The following is a 21,779-nucleotide window of genomic DNA, read 5'->3' as shown; positions in this document are numbered from 1 at the left end:
GCTCCGATCTGATGATGTGCTCGGAGCCGGTATGGGGGAGGATGGGCCCAAGCTTGCAGTCGTACGAAGGGATCCATCCCCGTGTCTGTCGATCCGTCCGCGATCCCCAACTTCGGGGGCTCGCCGGACAAGCAGAAGAGCGCGCCGCAGGCCCCCAAGCCCGTCGGTCCGATCATGCCGAACCAGGACCTGGTCAAGCAGCTCCTGGACCGGATGAAGGTGAAGTACGTCGTGGACAAGGAGGGCGACGTCGTCGCCCCCTGGAAGAACTACCGCGTCTACTTCATGTTCCGCGGCGAGGAGCGGCAGCGGGTGCTGATCGTGCGGACGTTCTACGGCCACACGCACAGCATCGACGACAAGCCGCGCCTGCTGGAGAGCGTCGACGAGTGGAACCACTCCTCCCTGTGGCCCAAGGTCTACACCCACACGCAGGACGACGGCGTCGTCCGGATGATCGGGGACTTCCACCTGCTGCTGGGGGCCGGGGTGGCGTTCGACCACTTCGTGGCGACCCTGGTGAGCTGGGTGCGCGCGGCCGGCGAGTTCGACAAGTGGATCGTGGAGCGGCTCGGCCTGGCCAAGGACGTCGAGGAGTCCGGCGACGGCGGCGAGGGGAACGGCACCGCGGAGGGCGGGGCGTGATCGTCGCGTTCTCCGTGACGCCCATCGGCGTCGGCGAGGACGTGGGCGAGGAGGTCGCCGAGGCGGTGCGCGTGGTCCGCGCCAGCGGCCTGCCGCACCGCACCGACGCCATGTTCACCAGCGTCGAGGGGGAGTGGGACGAGGTCATGGACGTCGTCAAGCGCGCCGTCGACGCGGTGCGCGCCCGGGCCGGGCGGGTGAGCCTGGTCCTCAAGGCCGACCTGCGCGAGGGCGTCACGGACGGCCTGACCGCCAAGGTCGACCGGGTCGAGCGGCTGCTCGCAGCGTCTCCGGAACCCGCCGCGCCGTCCGCGCGTACCCCCGGTACCGGGCCGGCCGGTCCCGCCTGACCCGCTCCTGCGTGGTCTTCCTGCCCCCTTCTCACCGCTCCTCCGCCGGTCGGCCATCCGCCCAGCACGTCCTTGTGCGCGCGGAGAACTCCAGGGCGAGCGCCGGCGCCATGGGGGCGACGCCGTGCTCCGTCCCGGCGTCCGCCGGACCGGTGAGGAGCAGGCCACCGGGCGCCGGTCGCTCCGGTCCGGCTCGGCCGGGAGCTTGGTCAACTGCTGCGCCCGACGATGAACCTCCCGGGGCGGGGTGCGGGTCCCGTTGAGACGGCGGGACACGGAGCCGGGCTGGATGAGGAGCACCCGGGACCGTGCGGGGGGCGTGAAACGACCGTTGCCGGGGAGACTGGCAACAGGGCGGTTGCCGTTGGCAGTTGCCACTGATGCCGCTCCGGGTCCCGCCCGCCGTCGCGGGGTGGACGGGACCCGGGGGGCGCGCCGACGCGTGCGCACGGGGATCATTGTGCGGTCAAAGCGTGAAGAAGACCGGGTCGCGATCGGGAATTCGGTCTTTTCCGGATCAAGCAGTGCGGCGAGAATACCCCTTCGCGCGAGGAAAGGGCATAAGTGTTCGTCATGCGATCGGGTGATTGGTGAACAGGTGACCCATGCTGTCCCCGACGGGATGGAAATCCGACGAAGATGGGTAAAAGCGCTGTGGGGGCGGCGTGTTGCATGATTCGGTGTTCCCGTTGTCTCCGGAGGGGCGGTCCGCGCCACCCTCAACTGCGCGCACGCGGGAGCCGACCCATGCTCACGACTATCCACACCGCCTACACCGACACCCGGGCGACCGACCTCGCCTGGGCCCTGGGCCGGGAGCCGCTGCCCTCCCTGGCCACCCTCGATCTCGAACTCGCGGACGCGCGGGTGCAATTGCGGGTTCTGGGGGCCTCGCACCAAGTGCTGCTCGACTGCCGCGAGGGCACCTGCTCGGAAACGGTCGCCTGCATGCCCGGCAGCAATACGCCGCTGCCGCTGGGGGTTTCCAAGCGCCTGGGGAATTTCGAATATGAATTCGCCGCCCGCGTCGAAAGCCTGAGCGCCGGGTCTTTCGCCGGCCGCGCGCAGGAACTGCTCGCGCTGGTCGCCGACCATCCGCACGGCCTGGCCGGACTTTTCCCGGGCGACCCCAACGCGTTCACCGCCCTGCTGGCCCACCGCCGGGGAGGCCAGGTCCACTGGCGCACCTGGCACGCCTATCCGCAGGAGCGGCGCCTGGTCGCGACCCGCACACGGGTCAGCGGCACGCGGGAGTACGAGAAGTCCACTCCTGTGGGTGACAGGGAGAATGCGGTGTGTGACGTAACGTTCGGTTCATGATCGAGACGCCCGAAGCCGAGCGCTCGCCGGTCGAGCACTCGCCGGTCGTCGCGCTGCCCGTGTCGGCGGGACTCGGGCGGTTCCTGGTGCTGGTCGCCGTCTTCGTCTGCGCCGCCTGCGGCCTGGTGTACGAGCTGGAGCTGATCGCCCTCGCCGACTATCTCGTCGGGGACACCGTCACCCACACCTCCATCGTGCTGTCCACGATGGTCTTCGCCATGGGCCTCGGCTCGCTGGCCGCCAAGCGGCTGCGGCGCCGCGCCTCGGTGAACTTCGGGCTGATCGAGGCCCTGCTGGCCCTCATCGGCGGCTGCTCCGCGACCGTCCTCTACCTCAGCCTGCTCTGGTTCGGCGGGGCCCGGCCGCTGCTGGTGGCCTTCTCGCTCGCCATGGGCGTGCTGATCGGCGCCGAGATGCCGCTGCTGATGACGCTCATCCAGCGCATCCGCGAGCAGGACGCGGGCCGGGCCGTGGCCGATCTGTCCGCCGCGGACTACGTGGGCGCGCTGCTCGGCGGCCTGGCGTTCCCCTTCCTGCTGCTCCCGCTGCTCGGCCGGCTCAACGCGGCCCTGTGCACCGGCGTGGTCAACGCGCTGGCCGGCGCGGTGGTGGTGCTGTGGCTCTTCCGGGAAGACCTGTCGCGGCGTGCCCGGCGGCGCATCCTCCTGCTCAACGTGGGCGTGACGGCCGTGCTGCTGGCCTGCGTCCCGGCGGTGGGCCCGCTGGAGCGGGCCGCCGAGCGCGCCCTGATCCGTCCGGTGCCCGCCGAGGTCGCCGCCCAGGTGGCGGCGGATCCGGCGGACGGCGGCGCGGCGCCGCGATTGGCGTTCATGGTCACACCAGTGCTATACGCGCTTCCGAGTGGGTAGGCTCCGCGCCATGGAGCACGAGGTCTTCCTGCCGTATTCCGTCACCGCCGTGCGCAGCGCGCTGGCCGAGCCGGAGCTGGTGACCCGCTGCGTGCCCGGACTCCAGCTCGCGGCGGAGGCCGACCCCGCGCGGCCGGAGGGGCGGCTGCGCGTGCGCATCGGTTCCTCCACCATCACCTACCGGGGCACGCTGACCCTCACCGGGCGCGGCGAGGGCGTCACGGCGGAGGCCGAGGGCACCGAGGCCAGGGGCTCCGGCACGGTGAGCCTCATCCTCACCGCCGTGCCCCGCGCGATCGGGGACGGGTCGGGCACCACGGTCGCGTTCAGCGCGGTGGTCGAGGGCAAGGGCCGGATCGGTGACTTCACGGCGGCGCAGCGGGAGGCGGCCGGCCGACGGCTGCTGGACCGTTTCGCCGAGGCGCTGGCCGAGGAGCTGGCGGGCGCCGAGACCCCGCCGCCCGCCGCGGTCGGCGGCATCGGGGAGCCCGACGACAACGAGCGGGCCATCCCCGGCATCCCCGCCGCGCCCGAGCCGGAACCCGAGCCCGAGCCCGGCTTCCGCGGTGCGCTGCCGGACATCGAGATCCCGCCGCCCGCCCTCGATCCGGAGGAGGACGAGGAGCCGGCCGTGGCCGCCGCGGCCGGGCCCGAGCCGGAGGCCGATTTCGCGCGGCGCACCATGATCGGGCGCAGCGCGGAGGAGGTCGACCACGCCCCGCCGCGCGGCCGGTATGCCCCCGAGCCCGCCCCGGGCAGCTCGCCCGGCACCGCGGCCAGGCTCCGCTGGGCCGCGCCCGCCGCGGCCGTCGCCCTCGCCTCGGCCGTGCTCGCCGGCCGGGCCCTGCGCCGCCGCCGCTAGCCCGCGCGGCGTCCGGCCTACGTCTCGTCGGCCTGTCGGCTCATGGGCTTCTCCTCTCATGGGGTCAGCGGCTGATCGGATCGTTATGGTCGTGGGGTGACCACCCATGACACCGAGCGCGGCCTCCGTCTGAGCGCCGCCGACGCCGAGCTGGTCCTGCGCCCCGACCAGGGCGGGCGGATCGCGTCGCTGAAGGTCGGCGGCACCGAGCTGCTGCGCCAGGGCGAGCGGTTCGGCTCGTTCGTGATGGCGCCCTGGTGCGGGCGCACCAGGGACGGACGGTTCCGCAACGGCGGCGTCTCCCACCAGCTCCCCGTCGACGCCGCCCCGCACGCCATCCACGGCACGGTCCGCCACCGGCGCTGGCGCACCGCGCGGGCCGACGCCGCCTCGGCCGCCCTGATCTGCGACCTCACCGACCCCTGGCCGTACCCGGGCCGCGTGACGCAGACGGTGGAGCTGGCCGAGGACGGCGCGAGCCTCACGCTGGGCCTCGGCGTGGAGACCCACGGTTCCTCGTTCCCCGCGCAGGCCGGCTGGCACCCGTGGTTCGCACGCACCCTCGGCCCCGGCGGCCGGGGCGCCGAGATCTCGTTCACCGCCGACTGGCAGGAGGAACGCGGCCCCGACCACCTGCCCACCGGCCGCCGCGTCGCGCCCCGGCCCGGCCCCTGGGACGACTGCTTCGGGATGACCGACGGCGTCCGGGTCACCCTCACCTGGCCGGGCGAGCTGGAGCTGACGGTCACCAGCCGCAGCCCGTGGGTGGTGATCTACGACGAGCCGGCCGAGGCCGTGTGCGTCGAGCCGCAGTCCGGACCGCCGGACGGGCTGAACACCCACCCCCGCCTGGTCACCCCGCTGGAGCCGCTGGAGATATCCACCACCTGGGCCTGGCGCAGGCTGTCATAGGGTCATGAGCCATGAGCGTGCGTGACGAACTGCTCCGGCAGATCAAGGACAAGGCCGTCGTCCACGGCAAGGTGATCCTCTCCTCGGGACGCGAGGCGGACTCCTACGTGGACCTGCGCCGCATCACCCTCGACGGCGGTGCGGCGCCCCTGGTCGGCCAGGTGATGCTGGATCTCACGGCGGACCTCGACTACGACGCCGTCGGCGGTCTCACCCTCGGTGCCGACCCCGTGGCCACCGCCATGCTGCACGCCGCCGCGGCCCGCGGCCGGACCCTCGACGCGTTCGTGGTCCGCAAGGCGGGCAAGGCCCACGGCCTCCAGCGCCGGATCGAGGGCCCCGACGTCGCCGGGCGCCGGGTGCTGGCCGTGGAGGACACCTCCACCACCGGCGGCTCGGTCCTCACCGCCGTCGAGGCGCTGCGCGAGGCGGGCGCCGAGGTGGTCGCCGTCGCCGTCATCGTCGAGCGGGGCGCGGCCCCCGCGATCGAGAAGGCGGGGCTTCCCTACTACCGGGCGTACACCCTGGACGACCTCACCTGACCGGCCGACCACCGGCCACCCGTGAGCTGCGCCCATCACGGTGGGTAGTGGTTTCACGTGAAACTGTCGCGCGCTGTCCCGGCCGTGGCAACCGTCTGGGAGGATATTCGAGCAGTCGAACGCAATCCTCACCCCCGAAGGAGCGGACAGATGCCCATCGCGACCCCCGAGGTCTACAACGAGATGCTCGACCGGGCGAAGGCCGGCAAGTTCGCCTACCCGGCGATCAACGTCACCTCGACGCAGACCCTGCACGCCGCGCTGCGCGGCTTCGCCGAGGCGGAGAGCGACGGCATCGTGCAGATCTCCACCGGCGGCGCCGAGTTCCTGGGTGGCCAGTACAGCAAGGACATGGTCTCCGGCGCGGTGGCGCTGGCCGAGTTCGCCCACGTGGTCGCCACCAAGTACCCGGTGAACATCGCGCTGCACACCGACCACTGCCCCAAGGACAAGCTGGACGGCTACGTCCGCCCGCTGCTCGCCCTCTCCCAGGAGCGCGTCGCCCGCGGCGAGAACCCGCTCTTCCAGTCCCACATGTGGGACGGCTCCGCGGAGACGCTGAAGCACAACCTGGAGATCGCGGAGGAGCTGCTCGCCCAGGCCGCCGCCGCCAAGATCATCCTGGAGGTGGAGATCACCCCGACCGGCGGTGAGGAGGACGGCGTCAGCCACGAGATCAACGACGAGCTGTACACCACCGTCGAGGACGCCCTGCGCACCGCAGAGGCCCTGGGCCTGGGCGAGAAGGGCCGCTACCTGCTGGCCGCCTCCTTCGGCAACGTGCACGGCGTCTACAAGCCGGGCAACGTGGTGCTCCGCCCCGAGCTGCTGAAGGACCTCCAGGAGGGCGTCGCCGCGAAGTACGGCCGGCCCGCCCCGTTCGACTTCGTCTTCCACGGCGGCTCCGGCTCCACCCAGGAGGAGATCGCCACCGCGCTGGGCAACGGCGTGGTGAAGATGAACCTCGACACCGACACCCAGTACGCCTTCACCCGCCCGATCGCGGATCACGTCTTCCGCAACTACGACGGCGTGCTGAAGGTGGACGGCGAGGTCGGCAGCAAGAAGACCTACGACCCGCGGAGCTGGGGCAAGCTCGCCGAGGCGGGCATGGCGGAGCGCGTCACCCAGGCGTGCGCCGACCTGCGCTCCACCGGCACCAAACTGAAGTAACGAGCGCGCCCGGGAGGACCGGGCCGCACCGGGGGAGAAACGGCAGACTGGACACCATGGCCATTCACGAGAACCTCCTCGGGGGTCCGCCCCCGACCCACCTGCCCGACGACCCGGAGCCCCGCGAACTGCTCGCGGCAGGCACGGCCCCGGGTGAGGTCGCGGCGAAGTACCCGGCCTCAAGCCTGGCCTGGGCGCAGCTCGCGGACGACGCGTTCGCGGAGGGCCGCACCATCGAGTCCTACGCCTTCGCCCGCACCGGCTACCACCGTGGTCTGGACGCGCTGCGGCGCAGCGGCTGGCGCGGCCAGGGCCCGATCCCGTTCGAGCACGAGCCCAACCGTGGCTTCCTGCGCGCCCTGCACGCCCTGGCCCGCGCCGCCCAGGCCATCGGCGAGCAGGAGGAGTACGAGCGCTGCTCCCAGTTCCTGCGCGACAGCTCGCCCACCGCCGCCGACACGCTGTCCTAGAGCCGAATCCACCGAAACGACAACGGAAGGCGCCCCCGGCAGTCCGGCGGGGGGCGCCTTTCGCGTGCCCGGCGCTATGGGGCGTTCATGCCGGGCTGCTGGACGTTGGCGGAGCCGGTGAGGCGGGCGTAGGCGACGATGTTGGAGTCGTAGCCGCCGTCCTGGGTCCACCGGCCGCCGCAGGTGATCAGGCGCAACTGGGGCGTGTCGACGGTGCCGTAGACCCGCTCGTCGGGGAAGTCGGTCTTCGGGTACTGCTCCACCGAGTCGACGGTGAAGATGGCCGTGGAGCCGTCCTCCCGGTCGATCTCGATGTTCTCGCCGGGGCGCAGCGAGCCGAGGCCCGCGAAGGCGGCCGGGCCGTCGTAGGTGTCCAGGTGTCCGACGAGGATGGCGGCGCCGCGTTCGCCGGGCGCCACGCCGCCCGCGTACCAGGCGGCACGCAGCGCGTCCTCGACGGAGGGCGAGGGCGGGCCGCCGTCGGGCGACAGGTCCGCGCCGAAGACCTCGACATCGGTGGCGAGCTGCGGGATGCGCACCCGGGTCGGGGCGGACCGGGGCAGCGGCGGGGCTACCACGGACGAGGGCTCGCCGGTCAGCGACTGGTCCAGGTTCGCCGTGGATCCGGAGTCGGGCGCGGCGGCGGGGGCGTCGACCGCGCCGGGGCGGGAGACACCTTCCGCGATGCTGCTGGACTCGCGGGCCTCGCTGACGCCGTCCTCCGGGTCGGGGCCGAAGAGCCCGGCGAGCAGCCCCACGGTGACCGCGCTGGTCGCGGCCAGCGTCTCCAGCCGGCGGCAGCGGACGGACAGGCGCTGCTGCCGGGTCTGGGCGGACGGGCGGACGACGGGACGGGGGGGCCGGGCCAGCGTGTGCCGGCGTCCGGCGAACCGGACCAGCGCGCCGAGTCTGCCGAGTCTGCCGAGCCTGCCCGACCGGAGGAGCCGGCCGAGCCTGCCGGTCCTGCCCGGCGGGGCGGGCTGGTCCGGTGGGGCGGCGGGCGTCGCCCCCTCGGCCGTGGCGGAGGCGGGTGCCGGTGCCGGGCCGAGCCTCAGGGCGGCGCGGAGCCGGGCGAGGGTCCGGCCGACGCGGGCCCGGCACCTGGCCGTCAGCCGGGGCGCGGTGCGCCGGTACCACTCGCCGAGGCGGTGCAGAGGCCGGAACAGGACGCGCAGGCGCTTCACCTGCCGCCACAGGAACGGCCTGAGCCGCGGCTGTCGCTTGACCGGCTTGGCCGCGCGCAGCCGCTCCGGCCGCCGGGAGCGTCGCCACCACCGCCGGCGGCCCGGACGCTCCGGCCGCGTGACCCGTTCGGCCCGCCTGGATCCCTTCGGCCTCTTCGGACTCCCCAGCCCCTGGGAACTCTTCGGACTCTTCGTCCGCCGGGGCCGGTCGGCCCGGCCGGGCAGCCCGGACCGCCCGCCCTTTCCGGGGGCCCGGCCCGGCCTGAGCGACGTGGTCCGCTTGCGCGGCTTCGGCCGCTCAGGCCGCTGGAGACCCTTGGTCCGGGGAGCCTTCGGCGCCTTGGGTGCCTTGGCCTTCGGTGCCTTGGGAGCCTTCGGCGGCTTCGGGGCCTTGGGCGCCTTGGGCGTCTTCGGCACCTTGGGCCGCTTCAGCCACCGGAGCCACGGGATCTTGGGCACGCCCGCCTCTCTCAGTAGTGGCTGCCGACGCGGCGGCGGCGGTTGAGGAAGGCGTAGCCGACCGTGCCCGCGATCGCGAGCCCGCCGCCGACGGCCAGGGCCGTCGCCGCCGTGCTCGCGCCGCCCCCGCCGCCGACCGCGCCGCCGAAGCCGGCCGAGGCACCGCCGGTGGGGGCGGTCGCGGTGTAGGTGAAGGAGGTGCTGAGCGTCACGCCGTCGGTGCAGCGGACGTTGACGGTGTACGTGCGGCCGACCGTGAGGCCGCTGCTCCTGATCCGGCCGGTGCCGACCCACTGGTTGCCGCTCTGCTGGAGCGTGATGCTCTGCTGGAACGCCTCCGAGGTGGCCGCACCGCTCGGCTGGCAGCTCGACCTGACGGTGACGGCCGTGTTGGCGCCGCCGGAGCTGGGCGAGATGGTGAGCAGGGTGGTGGGGGAGGGGGTGGTCGTGGTCTGGACGGGATTGGCCCCGTCGTCGACGAGCGTGGCGGGCCCGCCGAGGCCGGCGGCCACGGGGGCGCCGATGCCGAGGGCGAGCACGGCGGTGGCAGCGGCTGCGGTCAGCCGGCTGGTGCGGGGGTGCAGGGACTTCATGGACGGGTGACCTCCGGTCGTCTGCCGCACGCGGGTTTGGCGTGACGGGTTGTCACCTATGCGAACAGTCGGTCACGGAGACCGCATCCGGAGTGCGTCTCAGCGGGTGGTGTGCTGCTCCATCAGGGCAACGGCGGCGGCCCGGACGCCCCTCCCGCGGGCGTCCGGGCCGCCGCCGTCGTCACTTCGATTCCAGGTCCCGCCGCCGGAAGCCCGCCAGGCCCAGCGCGATCAGCCCGGCGGCCAGCGCGGTCAGCACCCCGAGCGGCGTCCACTCCAGCTCGGCGGCCGGCACCTGCGGCACGTGCCCGATGGGGGAGAGGTTGCTGAGCGCGTCCGGCATGTCCGTCAGCTCACCGAGGTAGACCACGACGAAGGCGTACGCCGGAACGATCCACGCCGCCGCCGACGCGCGCGGGAACCAGCCGAAGAGCGCCACCGCGACCCCCGCCGTGACCCACAGCGCGGGCGCGTAGGCGAGCGAGGCCCCGGCCAGCTTCCCCACCAGGTCCGGGTCGTCGGCCGAGGCCGCGCCCGAGAGCCCGAAGCCGAGCCCCGCCGCCAGCATGATCAGCGTGCCGCCGGTCAGCGCGACCACCAGATGGCTGCCGGCCCACCGCGTGCGGGACAGCCCGGTGGCCAGCACCGGCTCGGCCCGCCCGCCGGTCTCCTCGGCCCGCGGCCGGAGCGAGGCCATCACCACGTAGGAGGCGGCGACGATGGCCAGGACGCTCATGATGACGGAGGCGAACGACTCCACGATGTCGCCGCCGAGCGCCGCCACGCTCTCGCGCAGCGTCGCGTTGTCCTCCAGCAGCTCCTCCGCGTCGCCCAGGATCGAGCCGTACATGAGGCTGAACAGCAGCGCCCCGGCGGCGAATCCGGCCAGCACGCCCCGGTGCAGCCGCAGCGCGAAGCCCACCGGGCGGGTGAGCCCGGCGGAGGCGTGCGGGCGGCCGGGGCGCGGCGGCCGGAGCCCGGCGCCGACGTCGCGGCGGGTGCTGAGCCGGTACGCGGCGGCGGCGCAGACGGCGGTCAGCGCCGCGTTGAGCAGCAGCGGCCACCAGCGGTCGTCCACGTAGACGTAGGTGCGCTGGGCCCAGCCGATCGGGGAGAGCCAGGAGAAGACGCCGCTCCCCACGTCGCCCACGGCGCGCAGCGCGTACGCGGCCCCGATGGCGGCCAGGGCCAGCCCGGAGGCGCCCCGCGCGAACGGGGTGATCTGCACGGCCACGGCGGCCACGGCGGCGAACGTGACACCGATCGCGGCGCTGGTCGCGCCGTACAGCAGGGACCCGGAGGCGGTGACGCCCGCCAGGCCCATCCCCGCCAGGGCGCCCGCGAGCAGCAGCGCGAGGAGGAGGTTGGCGGCGACCGCGACGGTGAGCGCCGCGGTCAGGTGGGCGTGGCGGCCCACCACGTTCGACCGGAGCAGCTCGGCCCGCCCGGTCTCCTCCTCGGTCCTGGTGTGCCGGACGACCGTGAGCACGCTCATCAGGCCGACCATGATGCCGAAGAAGCCGATGAGCTGGTGGCCGGTCATCGCGCCGTAGCCGTAGTCGCCGCTCAGGTAGTGCTCGGGCCCGGACATGGCCAGCCCGGCCGGTCCGCCGAGGGTCTCGGCGAGCGAGTCCCGGTCCTCGGCGGTCGCGTACTGGGACTCGAAGCTGGAGACGGAGGAGAGGGTGCCGAACAGCAGGGCGCCGATCCACACCGGCAGCCGCACCCGGTCGCGGCGCAGGTCGAACCGGATGAGGGTGCCCGTGCCGGCCAGCGCGGCACCCCGGTGGCCGGACCGGGCGGCGGGGGAGCCGGCCGGCCGGGTGGCGGTGGCGGTGGTCATCGGTCCGCCTCCGCGCGCCGGTCGCCGTTGTCGCCCTCCAGGGCCCGCAGCTCGTCGCCGTAGTGGCGCAGCATCAGCTCCTCCAGGGTCGGCGGGTGGCTGACGAGGCTGGTCAGGCCGAAGCCGGCGAGCCGCCGGACGGCGCCGTCGAGGTGGGCGCCGTCCACGGTGAAGCGGACCGTGCCCCGCTCGGTGCGCACGTCGTGCACGCCGGGCAGCCCGTCCAGGCCGGTGGCCGGTTCCTTGGTCCGGGCCTCGATGGTCGTCCTGGTGAGGTGGCGCATCTCGCCGAGCGTGCCGGACTGCACGATCTTCCCGAGCCGGATGATGCTGACGCGGTCGGCCAGCTTCTCGACCTGGGCCAGGATGTGGCTGGAGAGCAGCACGGTCCGGCCGGCGGCCTTGGCCTCCCCGACGACGTCCTGGAAGACGACCTCCATCAGCGGGTCGAGCCCGGCCGTCGGCTCGTCGAGGAGCAGCAGCTCGGCGTCGGAGGCGAGGGCGGCCACCAGGGCGACCTTCTGCCGGTTCCCCTTGGAGTAGGTGCGGCCCTTCTTGCCGGGGTCGAGGGCGAAGCGCTCGATCAGCTCGTCCCGGCGCCGCCGGTCGAGACCGCCGCGCAGCCGGGCGAAGAGGTCGATGGCCTCGCCGCCGGTGAGGTTGGGCCACAGCTCGACGTCGCCCGGCACGTACGCCAGGCGCCGGTGCAGCTCGACCGCGTCCGACCAGGGATCCCCGTCCAGCAGCCGGACGGTGCCGGAGTCGGCGCGCAGCAGGCCGAGCAGCACGCGGATCGTGGTGGACTTCCCGGCGCCGTTGGGTCCGAGGAAGCCGTGCACCTGCCCGGTCTCCACCTCCAGGTCGAGGCCGTCGAGGGCCCGGGTCCTGCCGAAGGTCTTCACCAGGCCGGAGACGGTGATGGCGTTGGTTGCCTTGGTCATGTTCCGAAGTTACTGTACTTTCATAAAATTATGAAGTTCGAGAAGCGAAGGCTCTGGGGCCGGATCCGGAAGGTGCCGGATGGGAAGATGACGCGATGACGTACACCGAGGCGATGGCCGCGTTCGTCGAGCGCTTCGCCGCCGACCTCACCGAGGCGGGGATGCAGCGCATGGCCTCCCGGGTCTTCGCCTGCCTGCTGGTCTCGGAGGAGGCCGCGCTCAGCTCCGCCGACCTGTCCGAGCGGCTGCGGATCTCGCCCGCCGCGATCTCCGGAGCCGTGCGCTACCTGGCCCAGGTCCACCTGGTCACCCGCGAGCGGGAGCCCGGCTCCCGGCGCGAGCGCTACCGGCTGCGCCCCAACGCCTGGTACGAGTCGGTCGCCAACCGCGACGCGCTGCTGCGGCGCTGGGCGTCGACCATGCGCGCGGGCATCGACGTCGTCGGCCCCGACAGCAGGGCCGGGCGGCGGATGGCGGAGACCGAGGAGTTCATGCAGTTCCTCCAGGCGGAGTTGCAGGGCATCCTGGAGCGCTGGCGCGAGCACCGCGCCGCCACCCACCGGCCCGCCTCGCATCACCCCGCCACCCACCGTCCCGTGGGGTGATCAGCGGACCGGCACCGCCAGCCGCAGCGCGCCCGGCCGCACCGTCCACGTCCGCGCCCGCGTCGGCCCCGAGTCCACCGCGTCCGCCCGGTAGCTGAACGCGGGCCCGGAGACCGTCACCGACGTCGCCCGGGCCCGCACGTCGCCGTGCCCCGTCTGCCCGGGACTGACCACCACCTCGGCCAGGCCGTTCGCCGCCCGCAGCGAGATCTCCGTCACCGGCCGGTCCCCGTCCGCCAGCACCCGCCCGTCCGCCTCCACCCGCAGCCGCTGCCGGGGCCGGTGCACCGTCCGCCACCACAGCGCTGTCGGCCCCGACAGGCGGGTGCGCTGCGCCGGGATGCCCAGCGCCCCCAGCACCACCCCGCCCGCGTCGTCCGTCAGCACGTCCACCCGCCGGACCCCGCCGGTGAGGATCGCGCGCGAGGCCTTCACCGCGTCGGTCGGCAACCCGAGCGCCCGCGCCACCGCCAGCGTCGGCCCCGGGCCGACCGGCACCATGCCCAGCGGGCTGGCGTCCCCCAGCTCACCGCTGCGCAGCAGCAGCCGGACCGCCCGCAGCAGCGCGCCGTCGTCCCCGACGATCACCACCCGCCGGCCGCCCCGGCGGGCCAGCACCCGCGTCATCGCCTGGGGTTGGTCCAGCACGCACACCTTGACGCCGTCCGCGCCGACACCCGCGCACAGGACATCTCTGGCGATCCGCACCGCTTCCCCGTCCGTCTGCCGAGCCGTCGGGTCGATGACGATGAGCACCTGACTGTTCGCCTCCCGGCTGCGTCTCCCGTAAGCTCTCTGTGCAAGAGCCCCTGTCGCGATTGCGCCAGGGGTTTTCGTCGATCCGGGGCAGCCCTTGCGTAGATGCCCCGCTCGAAAGGGGTGTACGCCTGTGCCCGCACTTGTGCTGCTCGGCGCTCAGTGGGGTGATGAAGGCAAAGGCAAGGCCACCGATCTGCTCGGCGGCTCGGTGGATTACGTGGTGCGTTACCAGGGCGGGAACAACGCCGGCCACACGGTCGTCGTCGGTGACCAGAAGTACGCGCTGCATCTGCTGCCCTCCGGAATCCTCTCCCCCGGCTGCATCCCCGTGATCGGCAACGGGGTCGTCGTCGACCCCGAGGTGCTGCTCGCCGAGCTCAAGGGCCTCCAGGACCGCGGCGTGGACACCTCGCGGCTGCTGCTCAGCGGCAACGCGCACCTGATCACCCCGTACCACCGGACGCTGGACAAGGTGTCCGAACGCTTCCTGGGCAAGCGGAAGATCGGCACCACCGGACGCGGTATCGGGCCCACCTACGCCGACAAGATCAACCGGCAGGGCATCCGCGTCCAGGACCTGTTCGACGAATCGATCCTGCGGCAGAAGGTCGAGGCCGCGCTCGACCACAAGAACCAGGTCCTCGCCAAGCTCTACAACCGCCGCGCCATCGCCCCCGAGCAGGTCGTGGAGGAGCTGCTGGGCTACGCCGAGCAGTTGCGCGGCTTCGTCTGCGACACCGCGCTCGTCCTCAACCAGGCGGTGGACGAGGGCAAGGTCGTGCTGCTGGAGGGCGGCCAGGGCACCCTCCTCGACGTCGACCACGGCACCTATCCGTTCGTCACGTCCTCCAACCCCACCGCGGGCGGCGCCTGCACCGGCTCCGGCATCGGCCCGACCCGGATCACCCGCGTCATCGGCATCCTCAAGGCGTACACCACGCGCGTCGGCGCCGGACCGTTCCCCACCGAGCTGCACGACGCGGACGGCGAGGCGCTGCGCACCATCGGCGGCGAGTTCGGCGTGACGACCGGGCGCGACCGGCGCTGCGGCTGGTTCGACGCGGTGATCGCGCGCTACGCGGTGCGGGTCAACGGGCTGACCGACTTCTTCCTCACCAAGCTCGACGTGCTCACCGGCTGGGAGCGCATCCCGGTCTGCGTCGCGTACGAGATCGACGGCAAGCGGGTGGAGGAGCTGCCCTACAGCCAGTCGGACTTCCACCACGCGGTCCCCGTCTACGAGTACCTGCCGGGCTGGACGGAGAGCCTGTCCGGGGCCAGGACGTTCGAAGACCTGCCGAAGAACGCGCAGGCGTACGTGCTGGCGCTCCAGGAGCTGTCCGGCGCGCCGATCTCCGCGATCGGCGTCGGCCCGGGGCGGGACGAGACGATCGAGATCACCCCGTTCCTGTAGGGGGGCGGGCGAGCGCGAAGGGCGGGCCCGGGGTCTCGGGCCCGCCCTTCACGCGTGGTTCCTCCGGCCGTTCACCCGGACCGGCGGGCGGATCAGTACGCCTCGCGGTTGGCGTCGAACGAGCCGCCGCCGTCCCCGGCGTACGGGGTGAACGTGATGGTGTCGGCCTTGTCGTCGGCCGGCGTCCACTCCAGGCGGTAGGAGGGCAGCGGGTCGCAGTTGCCCGACGTCACGCGGCCGGGACCGACGAGGATGGACGACGCCTCCAGCCCGCCCGAGATCATCGCGGACTCCCAGGTGCAGGAGCCGTCGGACCAGGTGAGGGCCAGCGAGCCGGCGTAGCTGGTGGTCTCGGTCTGGATCGAGTACCCGGAGCCGGTGTACGTCTGGCTGTGGATGTCGTACGGCATGCCGTCCGAGTCGCTCTGCATCTCCGCGGACGTCAGCTCGGCGTGCCACTGCCCCGACGTCCACAGCAGCGTGCTGCCGTTCATCTCCAGGGTCTGGCTCTGGTACGGGTTGCACGTCGCGCCGTCGGGCGAGGCCGCGGTGACGCCGGTGCCGTTGAGGGTGAGTCCGCCGTCGGAGGAGACGAGCTGGGCCTGCTCCTCGCACAGGACCTCGTTGAGCACGGTCCACTGGGTGGCGACCGTGTCGCCGCCGTATCCGCTGTCGATCTCGATGCGCTGGAAGAAGCCGACCTCGTCGCCGTCCTCGTTCAGGACCGGGCCCTCCCAGGCGCCGACGTACTCGGTGCCGACCGTGGCGCTCGGGTCGATCTCCGGGTCTTCGGCGGGCTCGGTCGGCTGGTCGGTCGGACCGCCCGTCGGGGCATCGGTCGGATCGTCCGTGGGGTCGCCGGTCGGGTCGTTGCCGGGGTCGTCGGTGGGCTGGGTGGTCTCGGTGCCGCCGTCGCCCGCCTCGTCGTCCGAGTCGCCGCCGAGGGCGAAGACCGCGACGCCCGCGGCGATCGCGAAGACCGCGACCGCGGCGACGATGATCAGCGCCAGGTTCTTCTTCTTGCCCGCGCCGCCGGGGGCGCCCGGACCGCCGGGGCCTCCGGGACCGCCCGGGTAGGCCGGCCCGTACGGGCCGCCGACCTCGGGCGTGGCGGCCTGCGGGTAGCCGTATCCGGGAGTGCCGGCCTGCGGGTAGCCGTAGCCGCCGGCACCGGGGGGCGGGGGCGTGCCCCAGCCGCCCGTGCTGGGCGGCGGCGGGGTGCCCCAGCCGGGCGGCGGGACGGCGGAGGTCATGGTCGCCATCGCGTCCACGCCCGAGTTGGGCGGCGGGCTCGGCGGCGGCGTGCCCGGCACGCTGAGCTGTGTCGGCGTGGGCGGGGCCGCGGCCGGCGGCGGGGGTGTGGGTATGGCGGTCGGGGGCAGCGGCGTCGGCGCGACGGCCGGCATGGCCGGGGCCGGCTTGCCCAGCGGGATCGGCGGGGCCTGGAGCGGGTCCTCGGAGTCCAGCAGCTCGACGGCGTGCCGGCCGAGCTTCGCGATCAGCGCGCCGGGCAGCCACGGCTCCTCGTCGTCCTCGGGCGACGCGGTCAGCTCCAGCAACTCGTCCAGGCTGGGGCGGTCGGCCGGGTGCTGGGCCAGGCAGCGCTCGATCAGCGGGCGTAGGCCCTCGGGCACCTCGGTCAGGTCCTGCTGGCCCTGCACGATCCGCAGCATCAGGGCGGTCATCGCCGTGTTGGCGTCCCCGAACGGCGTCCGGCCGGTGGCCGCGAAGGTCAGCACCGAGCCCAGGCAGAAGATGTCGCTCGCGGCCGTGAGCACCTCGCCGCGGCACTGCTCGGGCGACATGAACCCGGGCGAGCCCACCGCCGCGCCGGTCCGCGTCAGGCCGTCGCCGCTGCCCTCCAGGGCGCGGGCGATGCCGAAGTCGATGACGCGCGGCCCGTCGATGGTGATCATCACGTTGGACGGCTTCAGGTCGCGGTGCACCAGACCGGCGGCGTGGATGTCCTTCAGCGCCCGCACCAGGCCGTTCGCCAGGATGCGCAGCGTGCGCTCCGGCAGCCTGCCGTAGGTCTGGGCCACGACCTCGTGCAGCGAGGGGCCGGCCACGTAGCCGGTCGCCACCCACGGCGTCTCGGCCTCGGTGTCGCACCCCAGGACGGGGGCGGTCCAGTCGCCGCCGACGGCGCGCGCCGCCTCGACCTCCTGCTGGAACCGCCGGCGGAACTCCGGCTGTGCCGCGAGTTCCGGCTGGACCAGCTTGACGGCCACCGTGCGCCCGCGGTCGGAGCGGGCGAGATACACGCTGCCCATTCCGCCGGCGCCCAATTTCCCCAGCAGCCTGTAGTGGCCCACGCGTTGAGGATCTGTCGGCCCGAGCGGTTTCATGCTGTCTTACTCCTCTTCGCTCCGGTAAGCCCCACGAGAATACGGGCGCCCGTCCACAGTGGGGGGGACAGAGGCCGAACCGTAATCGGTTCCCGGTCCTCCTCGTGAGGTGGGGAGCCGGTGCCGTTTCGTGACGAGGGGCTTACCTAGTCGTTGCGATCCATCTCGGCCGGGTCGGCGGTGAGGTCGTCGAGCCACACCAGGCGGATCGTGTCGTCGTCACCCTCCTCGCTCCACAGCCGGAAGCTGGGGTAGACCTGGCACGGCTCCTCCCCCGGGTTCTCGACGACGACGTCCGGACCGAGGGTGATCTGCCTGCCCTCGACCTTGACGAGGCGATTCTCCCAGACGCACGTGGGCTCCCCGTCCACGGACCTGGCGAAGCGCAGGACGTTGTCGCCGATCGAGCCCTGGCTGATGGTGACGATGTCCTCGATCTCCTGGTCCTCGCTGTTCTGGCCCTCGTCGCGCCACTCGCCGACCAGCGTCTCGGGCACGTCGGCCGTTCCGCTGCGCGGGGCCTGGGTGAGGGTGGCGCTCTGGTCGCTGTACCGCCACTCCATCTCCTCGCCGTTCTCCGACAGGCGCAGGGTCTGGATGGTGTCGTTGTCGCGGCACGACTCGTCGGCCTGCTGCTCGGGGACCGCCCAGTCGGAGCGCTCGGTGAACGCCAGCTCGCCGCCGAAGGAGTCCAGCTCCATCTGGTACGCGCACAGCGTCTCGGCGGTCAGGGTCAGGGCGGTGCCGACGATGTCGCCCTCGCCGCCCTGGTGGATCTCGAAGCGCAGCTCCTTCACCTCGTCGCTGGAGTTGGTGTACTCGCCCTGCCAGGCGCCGAGGTACGCCTCGTCGATGGTGGTGTCGTCCCCGCCGGTGAGCTGCTGGGCGACGATCACGCCGAGGACCGCCATCACGACGAGCACGGCGGCCACCGCGATCCCGGCCGGGACCCGGCGCGAGCGCCGCCCCTGCGTGAGCGGCCGGGGCGCGTAGGGGTTGGGGCCGTAGCCGCCCAGGGAGTTGGGCATCGAGGGGGCCGGCGGCTGGTAGGAGCCGCCGTTCGGCTGCGAGTACGGCGAGGGCAGGGGAGTCGGCCTCGGCTGCGGCGCGGCGTGCGGCGAGGGCCACGCGGGCGTCGGCCTGGGCGTGGCGGGGGCCGGTGAGGCCGGCGGGAGGCCGGGGCTGGTGGGCTGGGCCGGGAGCGCCGTGACGACCGGGTTGTTGGTGCGGCTCTCGGGGTTCTCGGAGTCGAGCAGCTCGACGGCGTGCCGGCCGAGCTGGGCGATCAGCTCGCCGGGCAGCCAGGGCTCGCGGGAGTCGTCCGGCGCGGTGGCGGCCAGCAGCTCGTCGACCGAGGAGCGGCTCCCGGGGTCCTTGGCGAGGCAGCCGGATATGAGCCGGCGCAGGCCCTCCGGTATCTCCGTGAGGTCCGGGGTCTCCTCGGCGATGCGGAACATGAGGATGTGGACGCCCGAGTCGAGCGCGCCGAACGGGGTGCGGCCGGTGGCGGCGTAGGCGAGCAGCGAGCCGAGGCAGAACACGTCGCTGGCGGGGGTCAGCCGCTGGCCGCGCACCTGCTCGGGGGACATGAAGCCGGGGGAGCCGACCGTGGCGCCGGTCCGGGTGAGCGCCTCGCCGGTCTGCTCCAGGGCGCGGGCGATCCCGAAGTCGATGACGCGCGGCCCGTCGATGGTGACCAGCACGTTGGACGGCTTCAGGTCCCGGTGCACCAGGCCGGCGCCGTGGATGTCGCGCAGGGCGTGGGCCAGGCCGTTGGCCAGCAGGCGCACGCTGCGCTCGGGCAGCGGGCCGAAGTCGCGGCCGACCACCTCGTGCAGCGACGGGCCGGCGATGTACCCGGTGGCCACCCAGGGCGTGGCCGCCTCGGTGTCGGAGTCCAGAACGGGAGCGGTCCACCGGCCCCCGACCCGGCGCGCCGCGGTGATCTCCAGTGCGAAACGGCGTCTGAAGTCCGGTTCCCTGGCGAGCTCGGACCTGATCGTCTTCACCGCCACGGTGCGCCCGCGCTCGGAGCGGGCCAGGAAGACCTGCCCCATCCCCCCTTCCCCGAGCCTGCCGAGCAGCCGGTACTGCCCGATCCGGTGCGGGTCGTCTGGCATCAGCCGGTCCATGTGGAGCAGCTCCCCCGATGTGTCGTTGGTTGCCTCACCGAGGATAGAGGTGAACGCCCCGGCAGCCTATGCGGGCGGCTCGGGACCCCGCCCGGTCGGCGTCTCGTCGTCGAGCCGGTCCAGCGCCTCGGACAGCCGCGTCACCGCGCTCAGCGTCGCGGCGAACTCGCGCTCGCCGCCGAGCGCCCGCGCGAGCCGGCCGGCGAACTCCGCGTGCCCGGGGCCGATGCGGGCGATGGCGGCCCGGCCCTCGGCGGTGGGGGTGAGCAGCTTGGCCCTGCGGTGGGCCGGGTTGGGCTCGTACGCCGCCAGGCCGCGCTCCACGAGCAGGTCCGCGACGCGCTGCACGCTCTGCCGGGTGATGCCCATGACCCGCGCGATGCCCGCCACCGGCAGCGGCTCGGTCAGCACCGCGCCCAGCACCTGCCACCACGCGGCCGTCAGCCCGGCGGGCCGCGCCAGCCGCTCGGCCACGGACAGGAACTGCCCGTTGAGCCGGAAGACGGCGAGCGCGGTCCCGGACAGCAGCTCCTGGTGGCGGGCCACCGCGTCGCTCATCCGGCCGCCGCCAGGATCTCGTAGGCGGAGGCGTCCGAGTGCGCGAAGAGCCGGAACCAGGCGTCCAGCACCTCGGGCGTGAAGACGCCGAGCCGGGCGAAGATCTCCCGCGCGAACGCCTCCGGGTCGGTGGGCCGGGCCGTGATGACGTCCCGGTCGGTGACCGCGTCGGCGTCCTGGTAACGGTCCGCGCCCGCGTACCCGGTGAGCGCCATCTCCTCGGCCGTGAGGCCCGTGTGCGTCCGGTCGTCCAGCAGCCCCTCGCGGGCCAGGCCGACCGTGGCGCCGCAGATCCCCGCGACCGGCACGCCGGCCTCGACGAAGCGGCGCGCGGCGCGGGCGAACGGCGCGAGCGACGAGCCCTCCATCCACAGCTCCGCGCCCGGCAGGATGAGCAGCGCGCTGTCCTCGGGCCGCAGGGCGTCGAGGGTGATCTCCGGCAGCCAGCGCACCCCGCCGATCGTGGTGACCGGATCCATGGACGGACCGACGGCCACCACGCGGTATCCGCAGCGGGCCAGCCCGGCGACGGCGTGGCCGGGCTCCCAGTCGGCGAGTGTGTCGTAGACGGCGAGGTGGACAGTGGTGCTCATGGTGGCCTCCCGGCACTGCGTTGATGACAGCATCCTGTCTTAATGGCAGCGTCCTGTCAATCGTGGAAAACGTGGGTAGGCTGTGCTGCCGTGATCCAACGCAGCACCTTGCGCGAACAGCTCGCGGACGCCCTCCGGGAGGAAATCCTGGCCGGACGGCTCGCTCCCGGCGGGGAGTTCACCGTCCGGGAGATCGCCGAGCAGTACGGCGTCTCCGCGACCCCGGTACGGGAAGCGCTGGTCGACCTGTCCGCGCAGGGGCTGCTGGAGGTCGAGCAGCACCGGGGCTTCCGGATCAAGCGGTTCTCGCTGGCCGACTTCCGCTACATGATCGAGGCTCAGACCCTGGTGAGCGACGGGATTTTGCACCACAACCCGGCGTTAAGCCTGCGCGAGGCGGTTCCGGAGGCGTTCACCTCCATCCGCCGCCGCGCCGCCGCCGCCCGGCAGGCCGCCCTCGCCGGCGACCTCGACATCCTCATCGCCTACGACCTGCGCTTCTGGCGCGAGCTGGACGGGCTGCTCGGCAACCCGCACATCGGGGAGTTCCTCGACCGGCTGCGCGTCGCCTGCTGGGCGTTCACCGTGCCGCACCTGCGCCGACAGACGACCGGCCTGGCCGGACGGCTGTGGGCCGGTCATCTCGAACTCGCCGACGCCGTCGAACGCAAGGACACCGCCGAGGCCGACCGCCTGCTGCGCGCCCACCGCGCGCACGCGCTGGCCCTGGCAACGCAACTCGCCGACTAGGCTGACAGGTGCCGAACCGTCCGAGAGAGCGCCGAGAGAGAGCCGCTTCGTGGCCTGTGACCTGTGGCTGGTCCCCCTCGTCGATGTGCTGTGCCACAGCCCCGACAACCCCTTCGCGGAAGAACTCGCCGAGTACGACCGGGCCCTGGCCGAGGCGGGACTGCCGCCGGTGCCGGTCCACGGGTACGTCCCCGGCATGTCGGGAGCCGTCGCCCCCGTCGCGGGGTTCGACTACGCGGCGCTCCATCTGCTGCGCCGGGCGTACCTCCTCCAGCTGAGCGGGCTGCCCGTCACGCCCGCCGAGGAACTGGACGGCGACTACCAGCAGTTGCTGGAGATGTTCGAGACGAGCGCCCAGCAGGCGCACCTCGTCTGGCACTTCGACCACGCGGGCGCCTACGTCCCGGTCGACTTCCCGCACCCGCTGGTCAACGAGTCCCTGCTGGCCGGCGGCGGC

The 21,779-nt window shown here is 73.4% G+C and carries 20 protein-coding genes and 2 pseudogenes; 13 read left to right on the top strand and 9 right to left on the bottom strand.

Annotated features, from left to right (window positions below; genetic code table 11):
* Positions 1-81: 81 nt before the first annotated feature.
* The 9 genes and pseudogenes from ACSNOC_RS15915 to ACSNOC_RS15875 all read left to right on the top strand — a co-directional run bounded on the left by ACSNOC_RS15915 (position 82) and on the right by ACSNOC_RS15875 (position 7,143).
* Entirely contained in the window at positions 82-645 is a 564-nt protein-coding gene (locus ACSNOC_RS15915; protein ID WP_436748093.1) for a YbjN domain-containing protein, read from the top strand.
* Positions 642-995, top strand: coding sequence for an MTH1187 family thiamine-binding protein (locus tag ACSNOC_RS15910; protein ID WP_436748092.1), 354 nt, complete (start codon positions 642-644; stop codon positions 993-995). Before ACSNOC_RS15915 ends, ACSNOC_RS15910 begins: the two co-directional genes overlap by 4 nt.
* 747 nt (positions 996-1,742) lie before the next feature.
* On the top strand, positions 1,743-2,315 hold the full coding sequence (locus tag ACSNOC_RS15905) for a DUF2617 family protein (protein ID WP_436748091.1): 573 nt from the start codon (positions 1,743-1,745) through the stop codon (positions 2,313-2,315).
* Positions 2,312-3,064, top strand: a pseudogene (locus ACSNOC_RS15900) (spermidine synthase); the annotation flags it as partial. The gene ACSNOC_RS15905 and the pseudogene ACSNOC_RS15900, both read left to right, overlap by 4 nt.
* Positions 3,065-3,194: 130 nt before the next feature.
* Positions 3,195-4,046, top strand: coding sequence for a carbon monoxide dehydrogenase subunit G (locus tag ACSNOC_RS15895; protein ID WP_436748090.1), 852 nt, complete (start codon positions 3,195-3,197; stop codon positions 4,044-4,046).
* A 96-nt stretch (positions 4,047-4,142) separates the two neighbouring features.
* Positions 4,143-4,958, top strand: a complete 816-nt coding sequence (locus tag ACSNOC_RS15890) for an aldose 1-epimerase (RefSeq protein ID WP_436748089.1) — start codon at positions 4,143-4,145, stop codon at positions 4,956-4,958.
* A gap of 11 nt (positions 4,959-4,969) precedes the next feature.
* Positions 4,970-5,500 (top strand): orotate phosphoribosyltransferase, encoded by a 531-nt coding sequence (gene pyrE, locus ACSNOC_RS15885; protein ID WP_436748088.1) that lies wholly within the window; start codon positions 4,970-4,972, stop codon positions 5,498-5,500.
* 150 nt (positions 5,501-5,650) lie between these two features.
* Complete coding sequence (fbaA, locus tag ACSNOC_RS15880; RefSeq protein WP_436748087.1) at positions 5,651-6,673, top strand: class II fructose-bisphosphate aldolase; 1,023 nt, start codon at positions 5,651-5,653, stop codon at positions 6,671-6,673.
* Positions 6,674-6,729: 56 nt separating this feature from the next.
* Positions 6,730-7,143, top strand: coding sequence for a DUF3151 domain-containing protein (locus tag ACSNOC_RS15875; RefSeq protein ID WP_436748086.1), 414 nt, complete (start codon positions 6,730-6,732; stop codon positions 7,141-7,143).
* A gap of 74 nt (positions 7,144-7,217) precedes the next feature.
* Here ACSNOC_RS15875 and ACSNOC_RS15870 read toward each other — a convergent pair whose 3' ends face one another.
* The 4 genes from ACSNOC_RS15870 to ACSNOC_RS15855 all read right to left on the bottom strand — a co-directional run bounded on the left by ACSNOC_RS15870 (position 7,218) and on the right by ACSNOC_RS15855 (position 12,163).
* Positions 7,218-8,327 (bottom strand): class F sortase, encoded by a 1,110-nt coding sequence (locus ACSNOC_RS15870; RefSeq protein WP_436748085.1) that lies wholly within the window; start codon positions 8,325-8,327, stop codon positions 7,218-7,220.
* Between the two features lie 470 nt (positions 8,328-8,797).
* On the bottom strand, positions 8,798-9,379 hold the full coding sequence (locus ACSNOC_RS15865; RefSeq protein ID WP_436748084.1) for a hypothetical protein: 582 nt from the start codon (positions 9,377-9,379) through the stop codon (positions 8,798-8,800).
* A gap of 181 nt (positions 9,380-9,560) precedes the next feature.
* A complete protein-coding gene (locus tag ACSNOC_RS15860; protein ID WP_436748083.1) occupies positions 9,561-11,222 on the bottom strand; it encodes an ABC transporter permease in 1,662 nt (553 codons plus the stop codon).
* Positions 11,219-12,163 (bottom strand): ABC transporter ATP-binding protein, encoded by a 945-nt coding sequence (locus ACSNOC_RS15855; protein WP_436748082.1) that lies wholly within the window; start codon positions 12,161-12,163, stop codon positions 11,219-11,221. The genes ACSNOC_RS15860 and ACSNOC_RS15855 overlap by 4 nt, the downstream gene beginning before the upstream one ends.
* A gap of 95 nt (positions 12,164-12,258) precedes the next feature.
* Here ACSNOC_RS15855 and ACSNOC_RS15850 point away from each other — a divergent pair, with 95 nt between their 5' ends.
* The gene (locus ACSNOC_RS15850) at positions 12,259-12,768 is read left to right on the top strand and encodes a GbsR/MarR family transcriptional regulator (RefSeq protein ID WP_436748081.1); all 510 of its coding nucleotides are present in this window, start codon (positions 12,259-12,261) and stop codon (positions 12,766-12,768) included.
* Here the strand turns inward: ACSNOC_RS15850 and ACSNOC_RS15845 are convergent, their stop codons facing one another.
* Positions 12,769-13,524 carry a diacylglycerol kinase family protein gene (locus ACSNOC_RS15845; RefSeq protein WP_436748080.1) on the bottom strand — a complete coding sequence of 252 codons (756 nt, stop codon included), beginning with the start codon at positions 13,522-13,524 and terminating at the stop codon, positions 12,769-12,771.
* Positions 13,525-13,657: 133 nt separating this feature from the next.
* Here ACSNOC_RS15845 and ACSNOC_RS15840 point away from each other — a divergent pair, with 133 nt between their 5' ends.
* Entirely contained in the window at positions 13,658-14,941 is a 1,284-nt protein-coding gene (locus ACSNOC_RS15840) for an adenylosuccinate synthase (protein ID WP_436748079.1), read from the top strand.
* A 92-nt stretch (positions 14,942-15,033) separates the two neighbouring features.
* Here the strand turns inward: ACSNOC_RS15840 and ACSNOC_RS15835 are convergent, their stop codons facing one another.
* The 4 genes from ACSNOC_RS15835 to ACSNOC_RS15820 all read right to left on the bottom strand — a co-directional run bounded on the left by ACSNOC_RS15835 (position 15,034) and on the right by ACSNOC_RS15820 (position 20,572).
* Entirely contained in the window at positions 15,034-17,256 is a 2,223-nt protein-coding gene (locus ACSNOC_RS15835) for a protein kinase domain-containing protein (protein WP_436748078.1), read from the bottom strand.
* Positions 17,257-17,435: 179 nt separating this feature from the next.
* Positions 17,436-19,421: a serine/threonine protein kinase gene (locus tag ACSNOC_RS15830; protein ID WP_436748077.1), complete on the bottom strand. Its 1,986-nt coding sequence runs from the start codon at positions 19,419-19,421 to the stop codon at positions 17,436-17,438.
* 66 nt (positions 19,422-19,487) lie between these two features.
* Positions 19,488-19,979, bottom strand: coding sequence for a MarR family winged helix-turn-helix transcriptional regulator (locus tag ACSNOC_RS15825; protein WP_436748076.1), 492 nt, complete (start codon positions 19,977-19,979; stop codon positions 19,488-19,490).
* A complete protein-coding gene (locus ACSNOC_RS15820) occupies positions 19,976-20,572 on the bottom strand; it encodes a DJ-1/PfpI family protein (protein ID WP_436748075.1) in 597 nt (198 codons plus the stop codon). The genes ACSNOC_RS15825 and ACSNOC_RS15820 overlap by 4 nt, the downstream gene beginning before the upstream one ends.
* A gap of 42 nt (positions 20,573-20,614) precedes the next feature.
* Between ACSNOC_RS15820 and ACSNOC_RS15815 the strand changes: the two genes are divergently transcribed.
* Both ACSNOC_RS15815 and ACSNOC_RS15810 read left to right on the top strand, forming a co-directional pair.
* Positions 20,615-21,322 (top strand): GntR family transcriptional regulator, encoded by a 708-nt coding sequence (locus tag ACSNOC_RS15815; RefSeq protein WP_436748074.1) that lies wholly within the window; start codon positions 20,615-20,617, stop codon positions 21,320-21,322.
* A gap of 49 nt (positions 21,323-21,371) precedes the next feature.
* A pseudogene (locus tag ACSNOC_RS15810) lies at positions 21,372-21,779 on the top strand (hypothetical protein); the annotation flags it as partial.

This window comes from Streptomyces sp. URMC 129 (assembly GCF_051386415.1).
In the GTDB taxonomy this organism is placed as follows: Bacteria; Actinomycetota; Actinomycetes; order Streptomycetales; family Streptomycetaceae; genus Streptomyces.
Note: the sequence above shows the minus strand (reverse complement) of the source record. Positions and strands in the feature narration are given on the sequence as shown.